General features: G+C 49.7%; 22 protein-coding genes, 1 tRNA gene and 1 pseudogene. 21 read left to right on the plus strand and 3 right to left on the minus strand.

Going from position 1 to position 24,749, the window contains the following annotated elements:
* Positions 1-90: 90 nt before the first annotated feature.
* The 5 genes from P397_RS0104425 to P397_RS0104445 all read left to right on the plus strand — a co-directional run bounded on the left by P397_RS0104425 (position 91) and on the right by P397_RS0104445 (position 8,906).
* Positions 91-1,509 carry a S41 family peptidase gene (locus P397_RS0104425; protein WP_028105768.1) on the plus strand — a complete coding sequence of 473 codons (1,419 nt, stop codon included), beginning with the start codon at positions 91-93 and terminating at the stop codon, positions 1,507-1,509.
* A gap of 19 nt (positions 1,510-1,528) precedes the next feature.
* Positions 1,529-2,692, plus strand: a complete 1,164-nt coding sequence (locus tag P397_RS0104430) for a PDZ domain-containing protein (RefSeq protein WP_028105769.1) — start codon at positions 1,529-1,531, stop codon at positions 2,690-2,692.
* A gap of 177 nt (positions 2,693-2,869) precedes the next feature.
* The gene (gene uvrB, locus P397_RS0104435) at positions 2,870-4,837 is read left to right on the plus strand and encodes an excinuclease ABC subunit UvrB (RefSeq protein ID WP_028105770.1); all 1,968 of its coding nucleotides are present in this window, start codon (positions 2,870-2,872) and stop codon (positions 4,835-4,837) included.
* 1 nt (position 4,838) lies between these two features.
* Complete coding sequence (gene uvrA / locus P397_RS0104440) at positions 4,839-7,694, plus strand: excinuclease ABC subunit UvrA (RefSeq protein WP_026832157.1); 2,856 nt, start codon at positions 4,839-4,841, stop codon at positions 7,692-7,694.
* Between the two features lie 108 nt (positions 7,695-7,802).
* The gene (locus P397_RS0104445; RefSeq protein WP_028105771.1) at positions 7,803-8,906 is read left to right on the plus strand and encodes a DUF4097 family beta strand repeat-containing protein; all 1,104 of its coding nucleotides are present in this window, start codon (positions 7,803-7,805) and stop codon (positions 8,904-8,906) included.
* Between the two features lie 101 nt (positions 8,907-9,007).
* On the opposite strand, the gene P397_RS0104450 is transcribed toward P397_RS0104445, so the two are convergent.
* Positions 9,008-9,400, minus strand: a complete 393-nt coding sequence (locus tag P397_RS0104450; protein ID WP_028105772.1) for a hypothetical protein — start codon at positions 9,398-9,400, stop codon at positions 9,008-9,010.
* Positions 9,401-9,519: 119 nt separating this feature from the next.
* Here P397_RS0104450 and hprK point away from each other — a divergent pair, with 119 nt between their 5' ends.
* The 11 genes from hprK (at position 9,520) to P397_RS0104505 (ending at position 18,678) form a co-directional block, all read left to right on the plus strand.
* Entirely contained in the window at positions 9,520-10,455 is a 936-nt protein-coding gene (gene hprK / locus P397_RS0104455) for an HPr(Ser) kinase/phosphatase (protein ID WP_026832160.1), read from the plus strand.
* Complete coding sequence (gene lgt / locus P397_RS0104460) at positions 10,455-11,288, plus strand: prolipoprotein diacylglyceryl transferase (RefSeq protein WP_026832161.1); 834 nt, start codon at positions 10,455-10,457, stop codon at positions 11,286-11,288. The genes hprK and lgt overlap by 1 nt, the downstream gene beginning before the upstream one ends.
* A gap of 4 nt (positions 11,289-11,292) precedes the next feature.
* Complete coding sequence (gene ppaX, locus P397_RS0104465; RefSeq protein WP_026832162.1) at positions 11,293-11,949, plus strand: pyrophosphatase PpaX; 657 nt, start codon at positions 11,293-11,295, stop codon at positions 11,947-11,949.
* Entirely contained in the window at positions 11,933-12,415 is a 483-nt protein-coding gene (locus P397_RS0104470; RefSeq protein ID WP_028105773.1) for an acyltransferase, read from the plus strand. The genes ppaX and P397_RS0104470 overlap by 17 nt, the downstream gene beginning before the upstream one ends.
* Before the next feature lie 28 nt (positions 12,416-12,443).
* Positions 12,444-12,824 (plus strand): sporulation phosphorelay system protein KapB, encoded by a 381-nt coding sequence (kapB, locus tag P397_RS0104475; RefSeq protein WP_026832164.1) that lies wholly within the window; start codon positions 12,444-12,446, stop codon positions 12,822-12,824.
* A gap of 96 nt (positions 12,825-12,920) precedes the next feature.
* Complete coding sequence (locus tag P397_RS0104480) at positions 12,921-14,405, plus strand: tetratricopeptide repeat protein (protein ID WP_028105774.1); 1,485 nt, start codon at positions 12,921-12,923, stop codon at positions 14,403-14,405.
* 60 nt (positions 14,406-14,465) lie between these two features.
* Positions 14,466-15,428, plus strand: coding sequence for a thioredoxin-disulfide reductase (gene trxB, locus P397_RS0104485; RefSeq protein ID WP_026832166.1), 963 nt, complete (start codon positions 14,466-14,468; stop codon positions 15,426-15,428).
* A 111-nt stretch (positions 15,429-15,539) separates the two neighbouring features.
* Positions 15,540-16,409, plus strand: a complete 870-nt coding sequence (rapZ, locus tag P397_RS0104490) for an RNase adapter RapZ (protein WP_012371271.1) — start codon at positions 15,540-15,542, stop codon at positions 16,407-16,409.
* Positions 16,409-17,407 carry a gluconeogenesis factor YvcK family protein gene (locus P397_RS0104495; RefSeq protein ID WP_028105775.1) on the plus strand — a complete coding sequence of 333 codons (999 nt, stop codon included), beginning with the start codon at positions 16,409-16,411 and terminating at the stop codon, positions 17,405-17,407. The genes rapZ and P397_RS0104495 overlap by 1 nt, the downstream gene beginning before the upstream one ends.
* Positions 17,404-18,360: a DNA-binding protein WhiA gene (gene whiA / locus P397_RS0104500; protein ID WP_026832168.1), complete on the plus strand. Its 957-nt coding sequence runs from the start codon at positions 17,404-17,406 to the stop codon at positions 18,358-18,360. The genes P397_RS0104495 and whiA overlap by 4 nt, the downstream gene beginning before the upstream one ends.
* An 81-nt stretch (positions 18,361-18,441) precedes the next feature.
* The gene (locus P397_RS0104505; RefSeq protein ID WP_026832169.1) at positions 18,442-18,678 is read left to right on the plus strand and encodes a hypothetical protein; all 237 of its coding nucleotides are present in this window, start codon (positions 18,442-18,444) and stop codon (positions 18,676-18,678) included.
* A gap of 125 nt (positions 18,679-18,803) precedes the next feature.
* Here the strand turns inward: P397_RS0104505 and clpP are convergent.
* Both clpP and P397_RS0104515 read right to left on the minus strand, forming a co-directional pair.
* Positions 18,804-19,388 (minus strand): annotated as a pseudogene (gene clpP / locus P397_RS0104510) (ATP-dependent Clp endopeptidase proteolytic subunit ClpP); the annotation flags it as partial.
* 180 nt (positions 19,389-19,568) lie between these two features.
* Positions 19,569-19,644, minus strand: a tRNA-Arg gene (locus P397_RS0104515).
* Between the two features lie 168 nt (positions 19,645-19,812).
* Between P397_RS0104515 and P397_RS0104520 the strand changes: the two genes are divergently transcribed.
* The 5 genes from P397_RS0104520 to P397_RS0104540 all read left to right on the plus strand — a co-directional run bounded on the left by P397_RS0104520 (position 19,813) and on the right by P397_RS0104540 (position 24,734).
* On the plus strand, positions 19,813-20,961 hold the full coding sequence (locus P397_RS0104520; protein WP_028105777.1) for an RNA polymerase factor sigma-54: 1,149 nt from the start codon (positions 19,813-19,815) through the stop codon (positions 20,959-20,961).
* A complete protein-coding gene (locus tag P397_RS0104525; protein ID WP_035387574.1) occupies positions 20,961-21,221 on the plus strand; it encodes a glutaredoxin family protein in 261 nt (86 codons plus the stop codon). Before P397_RS0104520 ends, P397_RS0104525 begins: the two co-directional genes overlap by 1 nt.
* Positions 21,222-21,336: 115 nt before the next feature.
* A complete protein-coding gene (locus tag P397_RS0104530) occupies positions 21,337-22,365 on the plus strand; it encodes a sugar-binding transcriptional regulator (protein WP_081775999.1) in 1,029 nt (342 codons plus the stop codon).
* A gap of 53 nt (positions 22,366-22,418) precedes the next feature.
* Positions 22,419-23,426 (plus strand): type I glyceraldehyde-3-phosphate dehydrogenase, encoded by a 1,008-nt coding sequence (gene gap / locus P397_RS0104535; protein ID WP_026832173.1) that lies wholly within the window; start codon positions 22,419-22,421, stop codon positions 23,424-23,426.
* A 123-nt stretch (positions 23,427-23,549) separates the two neighbouring features.
* The gene (locus tag P397_RS0104540; protein ID WP_028105778.1) at positions 23,550-24,734 is read left to right on the plus strand and encodes a phosphoglycerate kinase; all 1,185 of its coding nucleotides are present in this window, start codon (positions 23,550-23,552) and stop codon (positions 24,732-24,734) included.
* Positions 24,735-24,749: the final 15 nt, after the last annotated feature.

The following is a 24,749-nucleotide window of genomic DNA, read 5'->3' on the forward strand; positions in this document are numbered from 1 at the left end:
CAGCATAGCTGACGAAAAGATAGGGTAACCTATCTTTTTTTGCTATACTGAAAAAAATAGCAGGTTTACACCAGAAACGAGGAATCACGCGTGAAAAAATCGACAACGGCCGTCATAGCGGTCAGTACATTTGGTCTCGGTCTAGGAGCCGGTGCTGTCGGGATGTTAGCGACAGGTGGAACGGATACAGCAACAAGTACCTCGTCGAATGCAACGGGGGATTGGAAGAAGATTGATCAAGTCCGACAGATGATTTCACAAAATTACTTGGAAGACGTAACGGATCAGGAGTTGCTCGAAGGTGCCTTAACGGGGATGACGGAAGTGCTCGAGGATCCGTATTCGGTCTACATGGACGAGTCGGAAACGGCTTCGTTTAACACGAACCTCTCATCTTCGTTTGAAGGAATCGGAGCGACGCTTGAACAAAAAGGGGAATCGATCGTCATCGTCTCGCCGATCAAAGGGTCACCGGCTGAAAAAGCAGGGATCAAACCAGGGGACGTCATCTTGGAAATTGACGGCAAATCAACAAAAGGACAAAAGACGGATCAGGCGGTCAAGAAGATTCGTGGTGAAAAAGGGACGAAGGTAGTGCTGACGATTCAGCGCGGAGGACAAGATCCGATGAAAATCACGATCGTCCGCGATACGATTCCGATCGAGACCGTCTATTCTGAGACGGAACAAATCGACGGAAAAACAATCGGCGTCTTACAGGTAACACAATTCTCTGATCCGACAGCCGGCGAGTTCGAGGAACAACTGGCAGCACTCGAAGAGAAGAACATCGATGGCTTGGTGATTGATGTCCGCGGAAATCCCGGTGGTCTGCTGACAGCAGTCTCGGAAATGATTGCACCGTTCATTCCGAAAGAGACGCCAATTTTCCAAGTGGAAGACAACAAAGGCGAACGGACGCAGGAATTCGGGAAAGCGGACGAGAAGAAACCATATAAGATTGTTGTCCTCGAAGACAGTGGTTCCGCGTCAGCATCCGAGATTCTCGCAGCCGGACTCAAAGAAGGCGCCGGTGCAGAAGTCGTCGGGACGAAGTCGTTCGGAAAAGGGATCGTTCAGAGTGCGTATGATTTAAAAGACGGCAGTGACTTGAAGCTGACGACGAACAAATGGTTGACGCCGGACGGAAACTGGATCCATAAAAAAGGTGTCAAGCCGACCGTCGAAGTTAAGCAACCCGACTACTTCAACGTCACGAAGATTCTGACGGACGACAAGACGCTCGCTACGGGCGACTATGGAAAACCGGTCGAAAATGCACATCTCGTTCTCGAAGCAATCGGCTTTGATCCAAAAGGGCAAACAGGATACTTCGGGGATACGATGAAGCAGGCCGTCGAACGCCTGCAGAAGGATGCGAAACTTGAGGTAACCGGCAAAATCGATCAAGTGACGGCATCGGAAATGGAAACCCGTTTGTTGAAAAAATTAGAAGATCCTAAAAATGATGTACAACGCATCAAGGCACTTGAAGTTGCCGCACAATAACTCACAGAAAGAGGTCTGAATGGGCGTGGAATTACTCGATGGAATCGGTTGGACAGCGATTAGTCTCTTCGCTAGTCCGATCTTGTGGTTAGCAATCCTGGTCAGTTTGGTACTCAGCATGCGACGGGTTAAACGCGAACGGAATCTGTTCCGTTCCCGCACGCGCAGCAAACGAACCGATGTATTTGAAACACTGGTCCCGGGACTGGTGGTCGGACTCGTACTTTCGATCGTCAGCCTCAGCTTAAGACTGACGATCTCGACCGAGTTCCTGCTGGGTCTGATGGGACTGACCGGTTTGATCTTACTGACGGGTGTCATTCGATTCAACTTACCGCTTTGGCCGCTCGTCATTCTTGCCGGGATTGGTTGGTTCGTGACGGATGACCGGGTCGAAGGGCTGAAGGATGTCGGGGCAACGGATCTGCTGTTGCTTGCGGCATTATCCTTGGCGGCGGAACTGATCCTGCTCGCATGGCGCGGGAAAAAGAAGTTATCCCCGTCGCTTGTCTTGTCGAAGCGCGGACGTTATATCGGCGGATTGTCTGCCAACAAGCTCTGGTTGATTCCGCTTGTCGTCCTCGTCCCGGGCAGCAGCCTGGAAGCGTGGATTCCACAATGGTCGTTTCCAGAGTTTGTTCCGATCGTCTTATTCCTGCCGATCGGCTTCAGTTTCCTCTTTACCGGACAATTACCGGAGCAATTGATCCGACCGCTCGTCCAGGGACGTCTGATCACGTTCCTGCTGGCTGTCCTGCTGACGGCAGGGGCTTTCCTGACCGGACAAAACGAATGGTTGTACGGGTTGCCTGTGCTGCTTGTCGTCCATCTGCTTCTCCATCAGCGGACAAAACGCTGGAATCGTTCACAGACACCATTGTTCTTGAATGGGAAGCGTGGTGTCGTCATCCTTGGAACGCTGCCTGAAAAACCGGCGTCTGAGATGGGACTCGTCCCGGGGGAAGCGATCTACAAGGTCAACGGAGAGTTCGTCGAGTCCGAGAAGACGTTTTATGAAGCGATTCAAAAACACAAACCGTATTTGCGGCTTGAGGTGATGAATCACAACGGGGACGTCCGCTTTGCGCAACGTGCGTTTTATGAACAGGATCACCATGATCTCGGCATCCTGTTCGTCAGCGAACCGGGCAATACCCGCTCGAAAATCCGGACACTGCAATAAAATCACGTCTCACGCCTTACTTTTTCTGCAGAGAAATCAGTTCAGCTATCCGGCTGGACTTTTTCTTTTGTCGAAAAACGGGTAACTTGCTAAGAGGAGCACTTCATAATCGAATGTTTGTTCGTAAAGTGGTACAATAAAGATAGATTTTTTTACTGGATGAGGGGGAAGAATACGATGGATTTTGAGTTAGTATCACCATTTGAACCGGGTGGCGATCAGCCGGCGGCAATCGAGAAACTGGTGGCGGGTGTCAAGGACGGCGAGCGGCATCAGACGTTGCTTGGAGCGACCGGGACAGGGAAAACGTTTACCGTCTCGAACGTCATCAAAGAGATCAAGAAACCGACACTTGTCCTCGCGCACAACAAGACACTGGCCGGTCAACTGTATTCGGAGTTCAAGGAGTTCTTCCCGGATAACGCAGTCGAATACTTTGTCAGCTTTTATGATTATTACCAACCGGAAGCGTATGTTCCGTCGACGGATACATTCATCGAAAAGGATTCCTCGATTAATGACGAGATCGATAAATTACGTCACTCGGCGACATCTGCTTTGTTCGAACGGGAAGACGTCTTGATTGTCGCGTCCGTTTCCTGCATTTATGGTCTCGGTAATCCGGAAGAATACAACAATCACGTCTTGTCCCTGCGTGTCGGGAACGAGATGGGCCGTAACGAAATGTTGCGCCGCCTGATTGATATTCAATATGAACGAAATGACATTGATTTTCAGCGCGGACGGTTCCGTGTCCGGGGAGACGTCGTCGAAATTTTCCCGGCGTCCCGTGATGAACAATGTGTCCGGGTCGAATTTTTCGGAGACGAAATTGAACGGATTCGCGACATGGATCCATTAACCGGTGAGATCATTGCCGACCGGGAACACATCTCGATTTTCCCGGCGTCCCACTTCGTGACCGGGGATACCCGACTCCAGAAAGCCATCGCGAACATCGAGACCGAACTCGAGACGCAGCTGGCGAAGATGCGGGAAGACGGTATGCTGCTTGAAGCGCAACGGCTTGAACAGCGGACGAACTACGATCTCGAGATGATGCGGGAGATGGGCTACTGCTCGGGAATCGAAAACTATTCCCGTCATTTGAACTTGATGCCACCGGGATCGACTCCGTATACGTTGATTGATTATTTCCCGAAAGACTTCCTGCTCGTCGCCGATGAATCGCACGTGACGTTACCGCAAATCCGCGGGATGTACAACGGTGACCAAGCCCGGAAACAAGTCCTCGTCGACCACGGGTTCCGTTTACCGTCGGCGAAAGACAACCGGCCGCTTCGGTTTGAAGAGTTCGAAGAGAAGGTCAGTCAGGCAATTTATATTTCCGCGACACCGGGGCCGTATGAACTCGAGCACTCCAAAGAGATGGTCGAACAAATCATCCGGCCGACGGGACTCGTGGATCCAACGATCGAGATTCATCCGATCACCGGACAAATCGATTATTTGATGGACAACATCCGCGAACGGGTCGCGAAAAATGAGCGGGTCCTCGTCACGACGCTGACGAAGAAGATGTCGGAGGATTTGACGGATTACCTCAAGGAACACGGCGTCAAGGTCAACTATATGCACTCGGAAATCAAGACACTCGAACGGATTGAAATCATTCGCGATCTGCGGCTCGGTAAATACGATGTCCTCGTCGGGATCAACCTCTTGCGAGAGGGACTCGATATTCCGGAAGTTTCGCTCGTAACGATTCTTGATGCCGATAAAGAAGGCTTCTTACGCTCGGAGCGTTCCTTGATTCAAACGATTGGACGGGCTGCCCGAAACTCAGAAGGGCACGTCATCCTGTTTGCTGACAAGATTACGGATTCGATGCAACGCGCGATGGACGAGACAGAACGGCGTCGCAACATCCAGATCGCCTTTAATAAAGAACACGGCATTACGCCGAAAACGATTCAAAAAGACGTTCGGGGTGTCATCAGCACGACGATTGAAAGTGATGACACGGTCGAAAAACTTGAGAAGTTCGACAAGCTCAAAAAACCGGAGCGCGAAACATTGCTCGAACAGCTCGATCAAGAAATGCGCCAAGCCGCGAAAGACATGCAGTTTGAGCGGGCGGCAGAATTGCGTGACCTTATCTTAGAATTGAAAGCAGGTGCCTAAGTTGGCAGAAAAAAAGAACAAGATCATCATCAAGGGCGCTCGCGTCAATAACTTACAAAACATCGATGTCGAAATTCCCCGCGATCAGCTGGTCGTCCTGACCGGCTTATCCGGGTCTGGAAAATCGTCACTCGCGTTTGATACGATTTATGCAGAAGGGCAACGCCGGTATGTCGAAAGTCTGTCGGCTTATGCCCGCCAGTTCCTCGGTCAGATGGATAAACCGGATGTCGATGCGATTGAAGGTTTAAGTCCGGCCATTTCGATCGATCAGAAGACGACCAGTAAAAATCCCCGCTCGACGGTCGGGACGGTCACGGAAATTTATGATTACCTCCGTCTGTTGTATGCGCGCATCGGGAAACCGATTTGTCCGAACCACGGGATCGAGATTTCGAGCCAGACGATCAGTCAAATGGTTGACCAAGTCATGGAACTGCCGGAGCGCAGCCGTCTGCAGATTCTGGCGCCGATTATTTCCGGACGTAAGGGTGCACACGTCAAAGTCTTTGAAGACTTGAAGAAAGAAGGGTTTGTCCGCGTTCGAGTTGATGGAGAAACGATTGATTTGACGGATGACATCGAACTCGAGAAAAACAAAAAACATTCGATCGAAGTCGTCGTGGACCGGGTGGTCGTGCGACCGGACGTCGAAGCCCGTCTCGCGGATTCGCTCGAAACGGCATTACGTCTGGCTGACGGCCGGGTCATCGTCGATACGATGGACGGCAACGAGATGTTGTTCAGTGAACATCATGCTTGTCCGATTTGCGGTTTCTCGATCGGCGAACTCGAACCACGGATGTTCTCGTTCAATTCGCCGTTCGGCGCTTGTGCGTCTTGTGACGGACTTGGAACGAAGCTTGAGGTTGATGTTGATCTCGTCGTCCCGCATCCGGATAAGTCGCTGAACGAAGGGGCGATCGTTGCTTGGGAACCGACCAGTTCACAATATTATCCGCAACTGCTTGCTGCCGTCTGCAGTCATTTTAAAATTGATATGGATACACCGTTCGACCAATTGTCGGAAGAACACCGTGACATCATTTTAAACGGGAGCAGCAAAGAGGAGATTCAGTTCCGCTATGAAAATGATTTCGGAATGGTCCGCAACACGACGTTATTCTTCGAAGGCGTCTTAAACAATCTCCAACGTCGCTTCAAAGAGACGTCATCTGACTATATCCGCGAACAGATGGAAGGCTATATGGCGAAAAAAGCGTGTCCGACGTGTAAAGGGCATCGCTTGAAACGCGAATCACTGGCTGTTAAGGTCTCCGGCATTCACATCGGCGACGTGACGAAGATGTCCGTCAAACAGGCGGTTGTCTGGTTTGAAGAGTTGCCAAGCAAATTATCAGAGAAAGATCAGACGATTTCCCGGATGATCGTCCGCGAGATTCACGAGCGGTCATCGTTCCTTGAAAATGTCGGACTCGATTATTTGACGATTTCACGAGCGGCCGGGACATTGTCCGGCGGCGAGGCACAACGGATTCGCCTCGCGACCCAAATCGGTTCCCGTCTGACGGGTGTCCTCTATGTCCTTGACGAGCCGTCAATCGGACTCCACCAACGGGATAATGACCGGTTGATCAACACGCTGAAAACGATGCGTGACCTCGGAAATACACTGATCGTCGTCGAACACGATGAAGATACGATGATGGCAGCGGATTACCTGATTGATATCGGTCCCGGAGCAGGAGACCACGGTGGGTTCGTGACCGCGGCAGGACGTCCGGAAGAATTGATGCAGGATCCGAATTCGCTGACGGGGCAATACTTGTCCGGGAAAAAATTCATTCCGGTCCCATCGGAACGGAAACAGCCGGACGGCCGGTCATTACAAATTCATAAAGCCTCAGAAAACAATCTGAAAAACGTCGATGTCGACATTCCGCTTGGTCTGTTCGTTGCCGTGACCGGTGTATCCGGATCCGGGAAATCGACGTTGATCAACGAGATCCTTTACAAGACGATTGCGCACGAAATGAACCGGGCGAAAGAAAAACCGGGAGCGCACAAAGGGATTTCCGGACTCGATCAAATCGATAAAGTCATCGATATCGACCAGTCGCCGATCGGTCGGACCCCACGTTCGAACCCGGCCACGTATACCGGTGTCTTTGATGACATTCGGGACGTCTTCGCATCGACGAACGAAGCGAAGCTCCGCGGCTACAAAAAAGGTCGCTTCAGTTTCAACATCAAAGGCGGACGGTGTGAAGCATGTCGCGGAGACGGAATCATCAAGATCGAGATGCACTTCCTGCCGGATGTCTATGTTCCGTGTGAAGTTTGTCATGGAAAACGCTACAACCGCGAAACATTGGAAGTGAAATATAAAGGCAAGACGATTGCCGACGTACTCGAGATGACGGTGGAAGACGCGTTAGCGTTCTTCGACAAGATTCCGAAGATCAGTCGGAAGTTACAGACGATTGCAGATGTCGGCTTGACGTACATGCGTCTCGGCCAACCGGCAACCGAATTGTCGGGCGGGGAAGCACAGCGGGTCAAGCTGGCGTCTGAACTCCACAAACGCTCGACCGGAAAAACGATCTACATTCTCGATGAACCGACAACCGGCTTACACGTCCACGATATTGCGCGTTTGCTGAAAGTCTTACAACGTCTCGTCGACAACGGGGATACCGTCCTCGTCATTGAACACAACCTCGATGTCATCAAGACAGCCGACTACCTGATTGATTTGGGTCCGGAAGGCGGCGACGGCGGCGGGAAGATTGTGGCGACCGGAACACCGGAAGAAATCGCGGCGGTCAAAGAATCCTATACGGGTCATTATTTGGCGCCAGTTCTCGAACGGGACGCGGCACGGATTGAATCATGAAACTTTTTTGATTCAGGAATCGTAAAAAGGGAAGTAAGAGAAGTAGAGCGAAAGTAATAAGCAAGTGGAATGGATTAACGTGTGCCAGATCAGAGGAGGGAATTATTGATGAAGCAAGATATGCGCCAACTGATACTTGAACAAGTGAAAGAAGGAAAGCTGACGATTGATGAAGCGCTCGACAAACTCGAACGCCTTGAGGCAATCGATCAGCAACAGTCGACGGCAAGTGAGCATAAGTATGTGGATGAACCGGAACATTACGACCGCGTGGACCATTATACGGTCGACTCCCTTACATCAAAGGTCATGTCAGCGTTTGACGGACTCGTCAACCGGATCAAGGAAAGTGATTTGTCACTGAACCAAACGTCCGGACCGAACGTCACGTACGTCAAACAATTCCCGTTCAGCGGTGAGACGATTCATTTGGATCTCTTTAATGCCAATGCCGTCATCGAGCCGGGTGATTTGGACGAGTGTGAGCTGACCGTTACCGGTCGTCCGCTCCGTCAAGTCAATGAAGAACAGGCACTCGAACAGCTGCAAGCTGCACTGCAACACTCTGTCTCTGCCAACACGTTATCGATTCGTTTGAAAGACAAACGTGTCCGGGCGACCGTTCATCTGAAGATTCCACGCCGTCATTACGAGTCGTTGATCTTACAGACACTGAACGGGGAAATCACATTGTCGTCTCTTGACGCGACGACGGTGCAACTGATGACGGCAAACGGACGGATTCATGTCCGTGACCTGTTCAGCGACGAAGTGAAGACATCAACGGCAAACGGTTCGATTGAAATCGAAGAATCGGAGATCAAGTCGTTGAAGGCAAAAACCGCTAACGGTCAAGTCATCGCGACCGGCGTCTTTGAACGGTCTGAGCTGAAAACGGCGAACGGAAACGTCCGTTGTGAACTGAAGACGGTTCAGGATGCGAAGATTCAAGCTTCGTCACTTGCCGGAAGCATCGCCTTGATGTTGCCGCACGGTGCTGAAATCTACGGTGAACTGGAAACGAACTTTGGTGGATTGAACTGCAACTTGGATGAAATGGAATTGATTCGCGATCAAAAAGAAGTCGTCAATCGGAAACTGCATTTCTTATCCGGTCGTGGTCGTTCGCCAAAAATCGAGGTTGCTGCCGATACGAAGACAGGTACGATTTCTGTCACACATGGTGTCCATCTCAGCCCACAAGCATTATAAGCAAATCCCTGCCCCTTCAACAAAGGAGGCAGGGATTTTTTGGGACAAAAAATCCGACTGCTTCCTCGCGAAAGGGGCAGTCGGATGATGTGTGATACGTCTTAATAATCGTAATCCTGATCCATCATCGGATCATTAAAATCCATATTTTCGAAATTGTTCATGTCATAGCCGAACGCGAGTAAGGTAATGATACCGATGATTCCGAGGATAATCGATAAAACAATCAACCCAATCCCAAGCCAGCTTTTGCGGCGTGAGCGATTCCAATAGAAGATGATTGCCAGAATATACGAGATAAACGAACCGCTGATGAAGATCCCGATGATCGAGATGATGAAGAACAATAATGCGGTTTGATCTTGATTGCGTGAGTAGGCTTTCCACATGTCAATCAGTGCGATGATGAGGTACACAAACCCAACGATGGCAAGAATCCCGAATAAAATCATGATGATGATAATGCCAATACCACTGCCTGAAGCGTCCATCATAAGATCCCTCCTTTTTATGTTATCTGTAATCCATTCCCAAGATTGTCCACTTCTAATCGAATTCCTCGATTTTCGTAAAAATATGGTACAATACTTCAAGTGAAAGGGGCTGATTGAGCGTGCAACCAAAAGTGCGAACAGCTGAAATCGTAAAGCAATTCAATTTAAAAATCGTCACCGGAGAAGAGGGCTTACACCGCCCGATTCTGACGGCTGATCTTTGTCGACCGGGTCTTGTCCTGGCGGGGTATTATGCCTATTATCCGGCGGAACGACTCCAGATTCTCGGAAAAACCGAATTGACCTTCTTTAATAATCTGACGTACGAAGAACAGCTCGAACGGGCGAATGTTCTCTGTACGGATGAGACACCGGGCATTTTGATCACTCGTGGGTTTGAAGTACCGGAAGCCATCGTCAAAGCAGCAGACGAAACGAACGTTCCGCTCTTGACGACAAAAGGACATACGACATCGGTCGAATCTCAAATTACGAACTTCCTTGAAGCAGAACTCGCACCGACGACGGCGATGCACGGTGTGCTCGTCGACATTTATGGCGTCGGCGTCTTCATCAAAGGAGCCAGCGGCGTCGGGAAGTCGGAAACGGCACTTGAACTCGTCAAACGGGGACACCGCCTTGTAGCTGACGATTCGGTCGAAATCCGCCAAACCGGCGACGGGATTTTGGTCGGGACTGCACCGAAACTGATTCAACACCTGCTCGAGATCCGGGGAATCGGAATCATCGACGTGATGACATTGTTTGGTGCCGGTGCCGTTCGTTCGCACAAAAAAATCAGCCTCGTCTGTAATTTAGAAATTTGGGATCAAACCAAAGTCTACGACCGTGTCGGTCTGGATCAAGAAACGCTGCAAATCATCGATACGGAAATTCCGTTCTTGACGATTCCGGTCCGTCCGGGGCGTAACTTAGCCGTCATCATCGAGGTGGCTGCGATGAACTACCGCCTGAAAAATATGGGCATCAATACAGCAGAAGAGTTTGCGGGGCGTCTCGCGCAAGCGATTGAAGATGGGAACGGTGGTCTTTGATGGGAACATTAGCGAGTGTACAACCGACGTTTGATCGCATCGCGATCGAACTGGGACCGATTCCGATCTATTGGTACGGGATCGTCATCGCCCTAGGCGCCGTCGTCGGTCTGATGATTGCGATCTTTGAGTCGAAACGGATCGGATTTAACGAAGAGTATGCGGTCGATGTCGTCATCTGGTCGATTCCGATCAGTATCATCTGTGCCCGTATTTACTACGTGGCGTTCGAATGGGATTATTATGGTCAGAACCTGGATCAGATCATCAACATCCGCCAAGGCGGGATCGCGATTCATGGGGCGATCATCGGGGCGATCTTGACGGTCTTGATCTATACCCGGAAGAAAAACATCTCGTTCTGGCAGATTGCCGACATCTTGGCCCCGTCACTTTTGTTTGGTCAAGCCGTCGGACGCTGGGGGAACTTCTTTAACCAGGAAGCCCACGGCGGAGAAACGACGTGGACGTTCCTGCAGGATACGCTGCACCTGCCGGACTGGATCGTTAATCAGATGTATATCGATGGCGTCTATTACGTTCCGACCTTCCTGTATGAAAGCATCTGGAACATCATCGGGGTCATCCTGTTGATCGTCTGGCGGATGAAGTTTAACCCGCGTCGCGGATATATCTTCCTCGGTTACCTCGTCTGGTATTCGATTGGTCGTTTCTATATCGAAGGCTTACGAACGGACAGCCTGATGATGGGCGACGGGTTACGGACCGCTCAAATCGTGTCGATTGCCTTGATCGTTTTTGGTCTCGTCATGATGGTCCTTCGGAAAAATGCCGTCCGTTACTTGGACGGAACAAAACGGGAGGCGAAATGAGCCGATGATTCAAACGATTTTATTTGATCTCGACGGGACGTTGATCGATACGAACCCGCTCATCCTGAAAAGTTTTGAACATACACTGAGTTATTACTATCCGGACCGGACGTTTACGCAAGCTGAACTGCTTCCGTTCATCGGTCCGACCCTCGAGAAGTCATTTTCAGAAATGAACGCCGACCAGTGGAAAGAGATGGTCGCGTTTTACCGCAGCTACAACATTGCGATGCATGACGCGCTTGTCCTCGAGTATCCGGGTGTGCTTGACGGATTACGTCAATTGAAGCAACAAGGGTACAAGATGGCGGTCGTGACGTCGAAAAGTCGGCGTGTCGCGCTGCAAGGCATTGAACTGTTTGGTCTGACGCATTTGTTTGACGCAGTCATCGCCGCGGATGACGTGACGGAAGAGAAACCGGCCGTTGAACCGTTTGAAAAAGCGATGGCACTGCTCGGGGCGACCCGTGAGGAAACCATCATGGTCGGCGACAACGATACGGACATCCACGGCGGGAAAAATGCGGGACTGAAAACCGTTGCCGTCGGGTGGGCGATCAAAGGTCGTCCGTATCTTGAAGCGTTGCAACCGGATGTGATCATTGATTCGATGGAACAGTTGGGTGACTGGATCGAGGCCGAAAATGCCAAGGCGGACTGATCGTTATCACGTCGGGTCGACGAACCCGCTCTGGCATATGTACCGGACGGTGTCGTTCCTGAAAGTGATGTGGTGTTTTGTCATCATCACGATCGGCCGCTTCTCGCCGTCGCTCCGTTTTAAGAACGGTCTCTACCGGACGTGTTTACGGATGAAGATCGGCGACCGGACGGCACTGGCCTTGATGGTCATGCCGGATACGATGTTTCCGGAACGGATTACGATTGGTTCCAACACGATCATCGGATTCAATACGACGATTCTCTGCCATGAATATTTGACGACGGAGTACCGGATCGGTAACGTGACGATCGGCAACGATGTGTTGATCGGAGCCAATGTCACGATCTTACCGGGTGTCACGATCGGAGACGGTGCCGTGATTGGCGCCGGTTCGGTCGTCCATCGCGACATCGAGCCGTACGAACGGGTATCGAGTCAGCCGTTGCGCCGGCATGAAATGTGACGAAAATGTGAGAACAGGAGGAAACGAGATGAGTAACGTCCGCTTTACGTACAAAACAGGAAAGTATTTCGGAAGATTATTTGCCGAACGTCCGCAAGGGTTGGTCGTCGAAGTTCTGGCGGTTGAAAAACACCCGATCCAAGGGGACCTGCACAATCCGAATCAGGTCGACGTGCCACTCTTCCATGTCCGTCCCGCCTTACACCCGCACGAAAAAGTGACGGTCGCACCAAGCGTCGTTTATGCGTATGACGGAGAGATTCCACCGTACGCAGACAGCTTACGGCGCGCGTACGAAAAGGATGTCGAACGCCTGAACGGACAAAATCCAGAAGCGGATGCTTTCGTACAAAAATGCTTAGAGAATTACAAGGAACTGGAATCGATTTATGCGAAACGTTGGGGGTAAACCCCGGCGTTTTTTTCTGTTGCAACGCCTTCCGAGATAGGTTATTCTTGTCTCTGCAACTACGAAACCAGATTTAGATCTATGGGGGCTTGAATCATGATGGAATTAACTGAATACAAAGCAGACCCCTTTGCGATTACAACGCGCCAAGCGGAACTTTTTTATTTCCGCGGACGGAAGGCGCACCGGGAAGGGAGACTTGAAGAGGCGGTTTATCATCTCGATGAAGCCACGACGCTTCAACCGGAAGATGTCCGTTATCTGTTACGGTACGCCCGTGTTCTGTTCGAGACAGGTGAAATCAACCATGCCAATGATGTGTTGAAACAAGTCCGGACACTCGACAAGTCAAATACCGAATCATTGTTTTATCTAGCAAATAACTACGCGCATGTCTCTTTATATGAAGAAGCGAAGACGTATGCGCTTGAATATTTATCTTGTGCACCAAACGGTAAACACGCAGAGGCATCGGCCGCGCTCGTGGAACTGATTGATCTCGAACAAGAGATGGAAGATGACGATGAGGATGAATTGATTCGTTTACATGCTCAAGCACAACGTCAAATCGACAAAGGGATGTTATTTGCGGCGCAGGAGACACTGGAGTCCTTGATTACCCAGTATCCGACGTTTTGGCCGGCCTATAACAATCTCGCCATTGTCGAGTTTTATCTCGGTGAAAATGACCGTGCCTTTGCCTCACTTGAACAGGTGCTCGACGGCAATCCTGGAAACTTGCACGCGCTTTGCAACACACTCGTGTTGCTGCACGAGATGGGACAGGATGAAGAAGCCCATCGCTTGTCGCAAAAGCTCGAGCATGTCCGGGCCGTTAACCTCGAGACCCGTTACAAAGTCGCGTCGACGCTTGCGATCATCGGTCGCCATGACTTGGCTTACGAAGAATTGAAGCTGCTCGAACGTCGCGGTTACCGTGGGGATCCGTTGTTCGGACACTGGTTGTCGATTTCTGCGTTCAAGACCGGTCATATCGAAGAAGCTGCTGCCTTTCTCCAGTCCAAGGAAGCAAAAGGGATGCGGGAAGAACAGGAAGCGTACGATATCCGGCATAACCTGCAGTTCCGTTCAGCCTTGATTCAAGCACTGAAGACGGAAGACGATGTCTCGCGAATCTTTACGGCACTCCTGCTCGGTAAGCTCAATGACGGGGAAGCAAAACTCGCCCTGTCGATGATGCCGGAAGTGACAGATCATCCGGATGTCTTATTGCTGACAGAACAGATCCTTCATGAAATGAACGGAGAGCATGAGGTCGTCGATGCTCGCATTCATCGTGCGTTGATGACGATCCGCCTCGCGGAACGGTATGTCTCGGACGAGGAACGGATGAGTCTTGAAGGCGACTTTTACGAACGTTTCGCCCGGCTCGTCCTCAGTGGGGAGACCTTTGAATCGATTGAGCAGTCTGCTGCTGCCTTGATTTATCTGTTCCACGATGTCCGCGAAGGGATGTTGATTGAAGACTGCGCGACGCTCGTCCATGTTTCGTTTGACGAAGTGGCGGCGACGATTCGGTCATATCAACGGCTTTTGAACCCGGCCCGTGCAAAGTGTTAGACGTTTGTACGATTCTCACCTATACTCAAATTACAACGAAAATACAGATGGGGTGGAATCATGACAGAAACTGAGCAAAAAATTTATGACGTCATCATTATTGGTGCCGGTCCTGCCGGTATGACGGCAGCACTTTACGCATCACGTGCAAACCTTTCAACATTGATGATCGAACGTGGTATTCCGGGCGGCCAGATGGCCAACACGGAAGACATCGAAAACTATCCGGGCTACGACAGCATTCTCGGACCGGACCTTTCACAAAAGATGTTTGATCACTCAAAAGCATTCGGAGCAGAATATGCCTACGGTGACGTTCGCAGCATCGAAGACGGTCCTGCTTACAAGACGATCCACGCACACAACAAGGATTATTACGCCCGTGCGATCATTATCGCTTCTGGTGCGCAGTATAAGAAAATCGGCGTCCCGGGTGAAGAAGAACTTGGCGGACGTGGTGTGTCGTACTGTGCGGTCTGTGACGGCGCCTTCTTTAAAGAAAAAGAATTGTTCGTCATCGGTGGCGGCGACTCAGCGGTCGAAGAAGGGGTTTACCTGACACGATTCGCGAAAAAAGTTACGATCGTTCACCGTCGCGAAGAATTACGCGCACAAAAAATTCTCCAAAAACGAGCATTCGACAATCCGAAAATCGACTTCATCTGGAACCATACGGTCAAACAGATCAACGAAGATAACGGTAAAGTCGGCGGCATCGAATTGATCAATACGAAAACAGCGGCAACGACAACGTATCCGATTGATGGTGTCTTCATCTACATCGGAATGAACCCGATCACAGGATATGTGCAAGACTTGGGCATCCTCAACGATCAAGGGTATGTCGTGACGAATGAAGGCATGGAAACGAACATCAAAGGGATTTTCGCAGCCGGTGATGTCCGTGAGAAAACACTTCGTCAAGTCGTTACAGCAACAAACGACGGTTCAATCGCGGCGCAAAACGCGCAACACTATATCGAAGCGTTGCTTGAAGAATTAAAAGAATCATCACAAGTCTAATTCAGGAACCAGCTTGGTTGGAGGCACTTCCATCAAGCTGGCTCTTTTTTTATGTTATACTGAAACCAGAATAAAAAATACACACGGAACTGTTGTCTGGAGGGCGAAGAGATGGAACAGAATCAACCGCAACTGGTCATCATCACAGGAATGAGTGGCGCCGGAAAAACGGTCGCGATGAATAGCTTTGAAGACTTGGGCTACTTTTGTGTCGACAATTTACCGCCGACGTTACTACCACAATTGATCGAAGTGATTGGACAGGTGCGTCCGAAAATCGCCGTCGCCATCGATACACGGGCTCGTGATTTCATCGATAGTTTCTTTGTCGTTTACGAAGATTTAAAGAAAACGAATCTGCAAATCCGGATGCTGTATCTCGACGCCCGCAATGACGTGCTTGTCCGCCGGTATAAGGAATCCCGTCGTTCCCATCCGCTCGCACCGACGGCGTCCCCATTGATCGGTATTGAACGCGAACGGACGTTGCTCGAAGGATTCCGTGACAAGGCGCAGCTGCTGATGGATACAAGTGACATCAAACCGCTCGCTCTCAAGGAACGGATTTTAAAAGAGTTCACGGAAGGCGAACGGATTCCGTTCACCGTCAACGTGATGTCGTTTGGATTCAAGCACGGTCTGCCGCTCGATGCCGATCTCGTGTTTGACTTACGGTTCCTGCCGAACCCGTTTTACATTCCGGAACTCCGTCCGAAGACCGGACTCGATCTCGAAGTCTCGTCGTATGTCATGCAGTGGCCGGAAGCGAAGTTGTTTTATAAAAAGCTCGTCGACATGCTTGAATTCCTGATTCCCCAGTACGAGCGGGAAGGGAAATCACAGCTCGTCGTCGCACTCGGCTGTACAGGCGGCAAACACCGCTCGATTACGTTTGCGGAAGCGATCAGTAAAGAATTCAAGAACCAATACCATATCGTGACGAACCACCGGGATTATGTGCATGCGAAGGAGGAGAAGTGATGAAATGGGAACGAAAAGTCGTCGCCATCGGCGGAGGAACGGGCCTATCGACTCTTTTGCGCGGACTGAAACACTATCCGCTTGATATCACGGCCATCGTGACGGTCGCCGACGACGGAGGCAGTTCCGGTCGCCTGCGGACGGAATTTAATATGTTGCCGCCGGGCGATATCCGAAACGTCATCGTCTCGCTTTCGAAATCCGAGACGTTGATGGACCGGATCATGCAGTACCGGTTTGAAACAGGAGAAGGGCTGCATGGTCACTCGCTCGGCAACTTGATGCTGACGGCGGCGACCCAGCTCTGTAACGGCTCGTTTGTCGAAGCAATCGGTGTCATGGGGCAGCTGTTGAATGCCGAAGGAAAAGTCTATCCGGCGACGGAACGGACGATCACCTTATGTGCCGAGTTTGAAGACGGGACCATCGTTAAAGGCGAATCCTTGATTCCGAAGGTCGGGAAAGTGATTGAACGGATTTTCCTCGAAGAAGAAAACGTCCGTCCGGTTCCGGAAGCGATCCAGGCGATTCTTGACGCCGATGTCATCGTCCTCGGACCAGGCAGTCTGTACACGAGTGTCATTCCGAACGTTCTGATTGAAGAAATTCGTGATGCGATCAAACAATCGTTGGCACCGGTCGTCTATATCTGTAACGTCATGACGCAGCCGGGTGAGACGACTGCCTTTACGGCCAATGACCACCTGAATGTCTTGGAACGATTCCTTGGCAAGGGTGTGATTGATACGATCATCGTCAACAATGAATCGATCGACATCAGTTATTTACGAAAATACCAGAAGGATCACGCCGATATCGTGACGTATGATGAGACGAGTTTTGAAGAGGCCGGAATTGAAGTTCTCGCCGATGATATCGTGGATTACAACCACCATTTCATCCGCCACGACTCCGATGCCGTCGCCAGTCTTGTCATGCGGAAGGTCTTATCGATTCGACGTGTCCGTCAATTCGAAGGGAAGGAGGAACTGACGTGAGTTTTGCTTCAGAAGTTAAAAAAGAATTAACCCAAATCGCCATCACCGACCACGAGATGAAGGCCGAGCTTGCCGCACTTGCGCGGATGAACGGAGCGATTTCGTTTGGTCTTGGACGCGGCTTGACGCTTGATATCTCAACGGAAAACGCGTCGATCGCCCGCCGAATCTATTCGTTGCTCAAACGGGCTTACGCCGTCCACCTCGACTTATTGGTCCGGAAGAAAATGCGGCTCAAAAAAAATAACGTCTACATCGTCCGCGTCAAACAACAGGCGGATAAAATCTTGCAGGACCTCGGCATCCTCGGTGAAGGATTCACGATGATCCGCTCGATCAGCGATTCGATTTTGAACGATGAACGCCGTGCCCGGGCGTATCTGCGCGGTGCGTTTTTAGCCGGCGGATCCTTGAATAACCCGGCGACCTCGTCGTATCACCTTGAGATTTTCAGTTTATACGAGGAGCACAATGCGGCGCTCCGGAGTCTGACGAACCAGTTTGACCTCAATGCGAAAGCGATTGAACGGAAAAAAGGGCATATCCTCTACATCAAGGAAAGTGAAAAGATTTCCGATTTCCTGAAGCTCGTTGGAGCGACCTATTCGATGTTGCGTTTTGAAGATGTCCGCATCCTCAAGGACATGCGCAATTCGGTCAACCGACTCGTCAACTGTGAAACGGCGAACCTCAACAAGACGGTCGGAGCGGCGCTGCGGCAAGTCGAGAACATCAAGTTTCTTGAACGGACGGTCGGACTCGATGTCTTACCGGACAAACTGAGAGAAATCGCGATCTTGCGTGTGACGCACCAGGACGTGACATTACAGGAGTTAGGCGAGATGGTCGAAAGTGGTTCCATCTCAAAATCAGGTATCAATCATCGATTGCGCAAGATTGATCAAATCGCGGATAAAATCCGGAACGGGGAATCGATGACCGGGGCTCTTTAGGGAGTAACTTGCGAGATGAACCATAGTCTACTATAATATATAGTCGGTGCAACTAAATGTTCGAATTAAGGAGTTTTTGAAATGGCTAATGAGAAAAAACGTATTTCGCTGACAGTTGATGCGAAGTTTGATGAAGTGCTTACGAAAAAAGCAAAAGCGATCGGGGTTCCGAAAAGTACACTCGTGACATTTGCGACTTCTTTATTCCTGAAGCAATTACAGGCAGAAGAAGAACTTTCACCACATGCGAACGGCATCTACACGCTGATCCGCGAAAACCATGATATCGTATCTGATATCACGGACATGATCGATTAATGAACAAGGACCGCTGTCTGCGTACTTCCTTCTTAACGGAAAGGTACAAGACGGCGGTCTTTTTTTATTTGAGAAACAGAAAAAAACCGCCTTCACACGAAGTGAAGACGGTTTGCTGAAACAGCTTACGCACGTTCCATGACACGGTCGATTAAACCGTAGTCTGCTGCTGATTGAGCAGACATGAAGTTATCGCGCTCTGTATCACGCTCGATGACTTCAAGTGGTTGTCCTGTGTTTTCAGCCATGATTTTGTTTAAGTGTTCACGCATTTTGATGATACGTTCTGCGTGGATTTTGATATCTGATGCTTGACCTTGTGTTCCACCAAGTGGTTGGTGAATCATGATTTCAGCGTTCGGAAGCGCAAAACGTTTTCCTTTAGCGCCGGCTTGAAGCAAGAAAGCACCCATTGAGGCAGCCATTCCGATACAGATTGTTGAAACTTGTGGTTTGATGAAGTTCATCGTATCGTAAATCGCCATACCCGCTGTGATTGAACCACCTGGGCTGTTGATGTAAAGCGAGATTTCTTTATCTGGATCTTCGGCTGCTAGGAATAGCAACTGGGCAACGACTGAGTTGGCGACGTTGTCGTCAATCGCGCTCCCGAGAAGGATGATACGGTCCTTGAGCAAACGTGAGTAGATATCGTAAGCACGTTCCCCGCGGTTGGTTTGTTCGATGACTGTTGGAATTAACATAGTCTTTGCCTCCTTATAGTTGGTATGTAGCTCATATTCGACTTGTCCTTATCATAATCCTTTGGTCAATATTGGTCAAAAGATACGCTGTAGGTTTTATGTATTTTTCCTGAAACGGATTGAGCTAAACATATCAATATAGAAAAAAGGCAATACCGATAACGGCATTGCCTGTAGATTCAAGTATGGTACACCCGGAGAGATTTGAACTCCCGACACCTGGTACCGGAAACCAGTGCTCTATCCCCTGAGCTACGGGTGCATGTTTTTACTGAACAATTAATAGTATACCGACATTTTTTCAGGAAAGCAATACTAGATTGTGAAATTTCTTGTTTTTTTACAGATGGCTTGAATCCGGGCAAGAATCCACCGGTCGATTATAATAGAAACAGGTACCGATCAAGTCTGAGAAACGGAAGGTGAAGGGATGGAACAGAGGCAGGAACAGACACAACGTCTCGTGATGTCAGCATCGCATTTGTTTCAGTTGGCGATTTTGGAAGAATCACGGGCCGAGCTTGAGGAACATCTCTATCGAATGATTCGTCGCGCCACGTCTCATAAACATAATGGAAGAAAAACGATTCATCCGGATCTTGAGCAAGTCGCGAATCGAATCGAGTCGTTTGAAGCGGATCTTCTAAAGCAAATACGTTTAGAATCGGTCAGACAGGAAATAAGATATATGGCGGAACAACTCATCATGTACTTAGATGCGGATGGATTACTCAGAACGACGGATGCACAACTTTCCACTAATTTAAAAAGTGAAGCCACGCTGATCAAGCAGGCCCGCGAACTGCTTCAACGATGCGAGCCGACCGGTATCGCGGCACGTTCGGAAACGGAGTGTCGGTTGTTGCATGCCATGGAATTAGAAGATGCCACACTCATTGATCGGGTGGCAGAACTCCATGACGGGCAATCCCTTCAGGACGTATTAGCCGGACTTGACGACGAAGAGCAGCGACGAGTGAAGAAGCAGATCAATCGACTGCCGAAAACGCCTCTTTTACCGGAAACGACCGTCGTTACGATGCCGGAAGCGGAAGTTCGAGTAGTTGACGATCAACTTCAGGTGGAGTGGTACGATTTGCCGCTCGACACGTCCTGGACGGATCTCGAAGAAGCAAAACCTTTTTTAAGCGCCTATGAACGGCGTCGCGTCACGTTACACGCAATCTTGGACGTCATCATGAAACGGCAGGTGAGATGGTTTCAAGGCGAACTTCATCTGGAACCCCTCACGAAAAAGGAAATCGCGGAACAAACCGGACATCATCCGTCGACGGTTGGTCGGGCGATTGCGCATAAAACGATCCGGACTATCCACGGGACACACAATCTCGAGAACTTTTTTGTTTCCCGGACGAAGGACGGGACGTCGAGCTTTTTGATCAAGGTCCGAATCGCACAATTGATTCGGGAAGCGACGACACCGTTGTCGGATCAGCACATCACAGACCGGTTATCGGCGGACGGCATTCGGGTCGCACGCCGGACGGTCGCGAAGTACCGGGCGAGCCTTGATCTGACCCGGTCCGACATCATGAAGAAACGAAAGGCGAATGACTGATGCAAACAAAAGAACACAAGAGCTTAACACTGTATTCACGTCCGGGTTGTACGCTATGTGAGGAAGCCGCCGTCTTACTTGATTTCGTACTCGACGAATTCCCGGAGTGGACGTTCGAGGAAATCAACATTGATGAAGATGCAGCGCTCAGTTTACGGTTTTTATATGAAATTCCCGTCGTGATGTATCAGTCTGAAATTTGGAGTTATGGCAAATTTGAGACAGACACACTAAGAAACCGCTTACTTGAAAAAAGTTAAAGGGCGAGGCTTGAAACCTCGAACAGAGGCTGTTATAGTGAGAATGTACCAAGTGGGACGAGATACGACACGCGGGACGTAAAGTGTCCAGCAATTTTGAGAGGAGCGGGAATACATGATTCGGCAGTTAGTACAGATCCAAAAACGAATCGTGCCTGATCTGATCGAAGAAATGCAGACACGTTACGACATACTTCATTATGTCCGGCTCATGCAGCCGATCGGCCGACGGACACTTGCGACAAGCCTCGGCTTGACGGAACGGGTGTTGCGCCGGGAAGTGGACTTCCTAAAAGAGCAAGGATTGCTCGAAGTGGCAACACAGGGAATGTCTTTAACGGATGAAGGACGGACCGTTTTACGGAGTATGCACAGCGTGATGGCAGAACTGGCCGGTATTTCCGATATGGCGAAAGCCTTGAAGGAAAAACTCGGCGTACGGGATGTCGTCATCGTACCGGGTGACTCGGATCAGACATTTTGGGTACAACGCGATATGGGACGTGCGACCGTCGCACGTTTGAAACGAGAACTTTCTTCATCTGTACACAACACGATTGCAGTCACAGGAGGAACGACGATGGCTTCCGTCGCGGCGATGATGTCGCCCGATAAGGAAAATCGTCCGATGACCTTTGTACCGGCACGTGGCGGCTTAGGTGAAACACTGGAATTACAAGCGAACACGGTCTGCTCACGGATGGCGTCTCGTGCACAAAGTGATTATCACTTGTTGCACATCCCGGACATGGTCAGTAAGGAAACGTTTGTCAAGATGGTGGAAGAGCCGAGCATAAAAAATGTGTTACAAATGATTAGAGATGCGTCAATCGTGGTACATGGAATTGGTGAGGCAAAAACGATGGCAAAACGTCGTCGTGCTTCAACGGAGTTACTGGAACAGCTCGAAACCGAGCACGCAGTCGCGGAAGCATTTGGGTATTACTTCGATCGGGACGGGAAAATCGTGCACCGGGTGAAGACGGTTGGTCTTCAACTCGACGACTTAAAACAAGTCGAACACGTCATCGTCGTCGCCGGCGGACATTCCAAGGCGGAAGCCATCAATGCGTATGTCAAACAGTCCCCGGACATCATCCTGATTACGGATGAAGGGGCAGCAACAACGATTTTGAAAGGGTAGCCCCCTTTTGAATAATAGATAACTCGCTTTACATTAAAAGGAGGAAAATTATCATGGCAGTAAAAGTTGGTATTAATGGATTTGGACGTATCGGACGTTTAGCACTTCGTCAAATTCTTCAGTTTGACGGAATCGAAGTAGTCGCAATCAATGACCTTACAGACACTAAAATGCTTGCACACCTCTTGAAATATGATACGACTCAAGGTCGTTTCGACGGCGAAGTCGAAGTACACGATGGTTACTTCCTCGTCAACGGTAAAGAAATCAAAACACTTGCTAACCGCAACCCAGAAGAACTCCCATGGGGCGAGCTCGGTGTTGACATCGTTCTCGAATGTACTGGTTTCTTCACAGACAAAGAAAAAGCTGAGCTTCACTTGAAAGCTGGAGCTAAAAAAGTCGTTATCTCAGCACCTGCTACTGGCGACATGAAAACAGTTGTCTTCAACACGAACCACGAAATCCTTGACGGAACTGAAACAGTTATCTCTGGTGCTTCATGTACTACGAACTGTCTCGCGCCTATGGCTAAAGTTCTTCAAGATCAGTACGGAATCGTTGAAGGTCTCATGACAACAATCCACGCTTACACTGGCGACCAAAACACACTCGACGCTCCACACCCTAAAGGTGACTTCCGTCGTGCACGTGCAGCGGCAGCTAACATCGTTCCTAACTCAACTGGTGCTGCTAAAGCAATCGGTCTCGTACTTCCAGAACTTCAAGGTAAACTTGACGGATCTGCACAACGTGTACCAGTCGCTACAGGTTCACTCACTGAGCTCGTAACAGTTCTTGAGAAAAAAGTAACAGTTGAAGAAGTTAACGCAGCGATGAAAGCAGCAGCTAACGAATCTTACGGTTACACTGAAGACGAAATCGTTTCTTCTGACATCGTTGGTATCTCTTACGGATCACTCTTCGATGCAACACAAACGAAAGTCGTTACAGTCGGCGACAAACAACTCGTTAAAACAGTTGCTTGGTACGACAACGAAATGTCTTACACTAGCCAGCTCATTCGCACACTCAAACACTTCGCAGAAATCGCTAAGTAATTCGAGCAATTAAATAGCAATTGAATAAGAGCGGAAACGATACAGTCTCCGCTCTTATTGCGGAAAAAAGTCTGGAGGGGCGCACTAGCCCCTCACTATACGTATGAGACGGAGGACGAATGTATGAATAAGAAATCAATTCGCGATATCGATGTAAAAGGAAAACGCGTGTTTACACGTGTGGACTTCAACGTACCGCTAGAAGATGGCAAGATCACAGATGATACACGCATCCGTGCTGCCCTTCCGACAATCAAACACTTGGTTGACGGTGGAGCGAAAGTCATTCTCGCAAGCCACATGGGACGTCCAAAAGGCGAGAAGAACCCTGAATTCTCACTTGCACCAGTCGTAGCACGCCTCAGCGAACTGCTTGGTAAAGAAATCAAGCTCGTTGAAGAAGCATACGGTCCGGTCGCTGAAGAAGCGGTCAGCAAGCTTGAAGAAGGCGATGTCATCGTTCTTGAAAATGTTCGTTTCTACCCAGGTGAAACGAAAAACGATCCTGAACTCGCAGAAGGTTTTGCGAAACTTGCAGATGTTTTCGTCAACGACGCATTTGGTGCAGCTCACCGTGCGCACGCTTCTACAGAAGGTATCGCCCATCATGTCGATACAGCTGTAGCAGGATTATTGATCGAAAAAGAACTTCAAGTTCTCGGTAAGGCTCTCTCAAACCCGGATCGTCCGTTTACAGCGATCATCGGTGGTTCGAAAGTCGCTGACAAAATCGGCGTCATCGATCACTTGCTTGATATCGTCGACACGTTGATCATCGGCGGAGGATTATCTTATACATTCCTCAAAGCTCAAGGTTATGAAGTCGGTACGTCACTTCTTGAAGTCGACAAAATCGAACAGGCGAAGGAATTCATGAAAAAAGCAGAAGACAAAGGCGTGAAGTTCTTGATGCCGGTTGACTGTGTCATCACGAAGGAATTCGGCGAAGAAACATATGTTGGACCACGCGACATCGACAGTATCCCAGCGGATCACATGTCACTCGATATCGGTCCAAAAACAATCGAACTGTATGCAGAAGCAATCAAGTCTTCGAAACTCGTTGTCTGGAACGGACCAATGGGTGTGTTCGAACTTGATAAATATGCAAACGGAACAAAAGGTGTCGCTCAAGCATTAGCTGACAGCGATGCATACTCGATCATCGGTGGTGGAGATTCTGCTGCAGCGGCTGAGAAGTTTGGTCTTGCAGATAAAATGAGTCACATTTCAACGGGTGGCGGCGCAAGCCTCGAGTTCATGGAAGGAAAAGCTCTTCCAGGTGTCGAAGCGCTTAACGACAAGTAATCTAAAGTTCACAAG

It is taken from the genome of Exiguobacterium undae DSM 14481, assembly GCF_000620805.1.
GTDB lineage: Bacteria > Bacillota > Bacilli > Exiguobacteriales > Exiguobacteriaceae > Exiguobacterium_A > Exiguobacterium_A undae.

Bases quoted from the DNA above. Each gene is read 5' to 3' on its own strand.
- P397_RS0104430 (WP_028105769.1), top strand. From the start codon at position 1,529: ATGGGCGTGGAATTACTCGATGGAATCGGTTGGACAGCGATTAGTCTC.
- uvrB (WP_028105770.1), top strand. From the start codon at position 2,870: ATGGATTTTGAGTTAGTATCACCATTTGAACCGGGTGGCGATCAGCCG.
- P397_RS0104445 (WP_028105771.1), top strand. From the start codon at position 7,803: ATGAAGCAAGATATGCGCCAACTGATACTTGAACAAGTGAAAGAAGGA.
- P397_RS0104450 (WP_028105772.1), bottom strand. From the start codon at position 9,400: ATGATGGACGCTTCAGGCAGTGGTATTGGCATTATCATCATCATGATT.
- lgt (WP_026832161.1), top strand. From the start codon at position 10,455: ATGGGAACATTAGCGAGTGTACAACCGACGTTTGATCGCATCGCGATC.
- ppaX (WP_026832162.1), top strand. From the start codon at position 11,293: ATGATTCAAACGATTTTATTTGATCTCGACGGGACGTTGATCGATACG.
- P397_RS0104470 (WP_028105773.1), top strand. From the start codon at position 11,933: ATGCCAAGGCGGACTGATCGTTATCACGTCGGGTCGACGAACCCGCTC.
- kapB (WP_026832164.1), top strand. From the start codon at position 12,444: ATGAGTAACGTCCGCTTTACGTACAAAACAGGAAAGTATTTCGGAAGA.
- P397_RS0104480 (WP_028105774.1), top strand. From the start codon at position 12,921: ATGATGGAATTAACTGAATACAAAGCAGACCCCTTTGCGATTACAACG.
- trxB (WP_026832166.1), top strand. From the start codon at position 14,466: ATGACAGAAACTGAGCAAAAAATTTATGACGTCATCATTATTGGTGCC.
- rapZ (WP_012371271.1), top strand. From the start codon at position 15,540: ATGGAACAGAATCAACCGCAACTGGTCATCATCACAGGAATGAGTGGC.
- P397_RS0104495 (WP_028105775.1), top strand. From the start codon at position 16,409: ATGAAATGGGAACGAAAAGTCGTCGCCATCGGCGGAGGAACGGGCCTA.
- P397_RS0104505 (WP_026832169.1), top strand. From the start codon at position 18,442: ATGGCTAATGAGAAAAAACGTATTTCGCTGACAGTTGATGCGAAGTTT.
- P397_RS0104520 (WP_028105777.1), top strand. From the start codon at position 19,813: ATGGAACAGAGGCAGGAACAGACACAACGTCTCGTGATGTCAGCATCG.
- P397_RS0104525 (WP_035387574.1), top strand. From the start codon at position 20,961: ATGCAAACAAAAGAACACAAGAGCTTAACACTGTATTCACGTCCGGGT.
- P397_RS0104530 (WP_081775999.1), top strand. From the start codon at position 21,337: ATGATTCGGCAGTTAGTACAGATCCAAAAACGAATCGTGCCTGATCTG.
- gap (WP_026832173.1), top strand. From the start codon at position 22,419: ATGGCAGTAAAAGTTGGTATTAATGGATTTGGACGTATCGGACGTTTA.
- P397_RS0104540 (WP_028105778.1), top strand. From the start codon at position 23,550: ATGAATAAGAAATCAATTCGCGATATCGATGTAAAAGGAAAACGCGTG.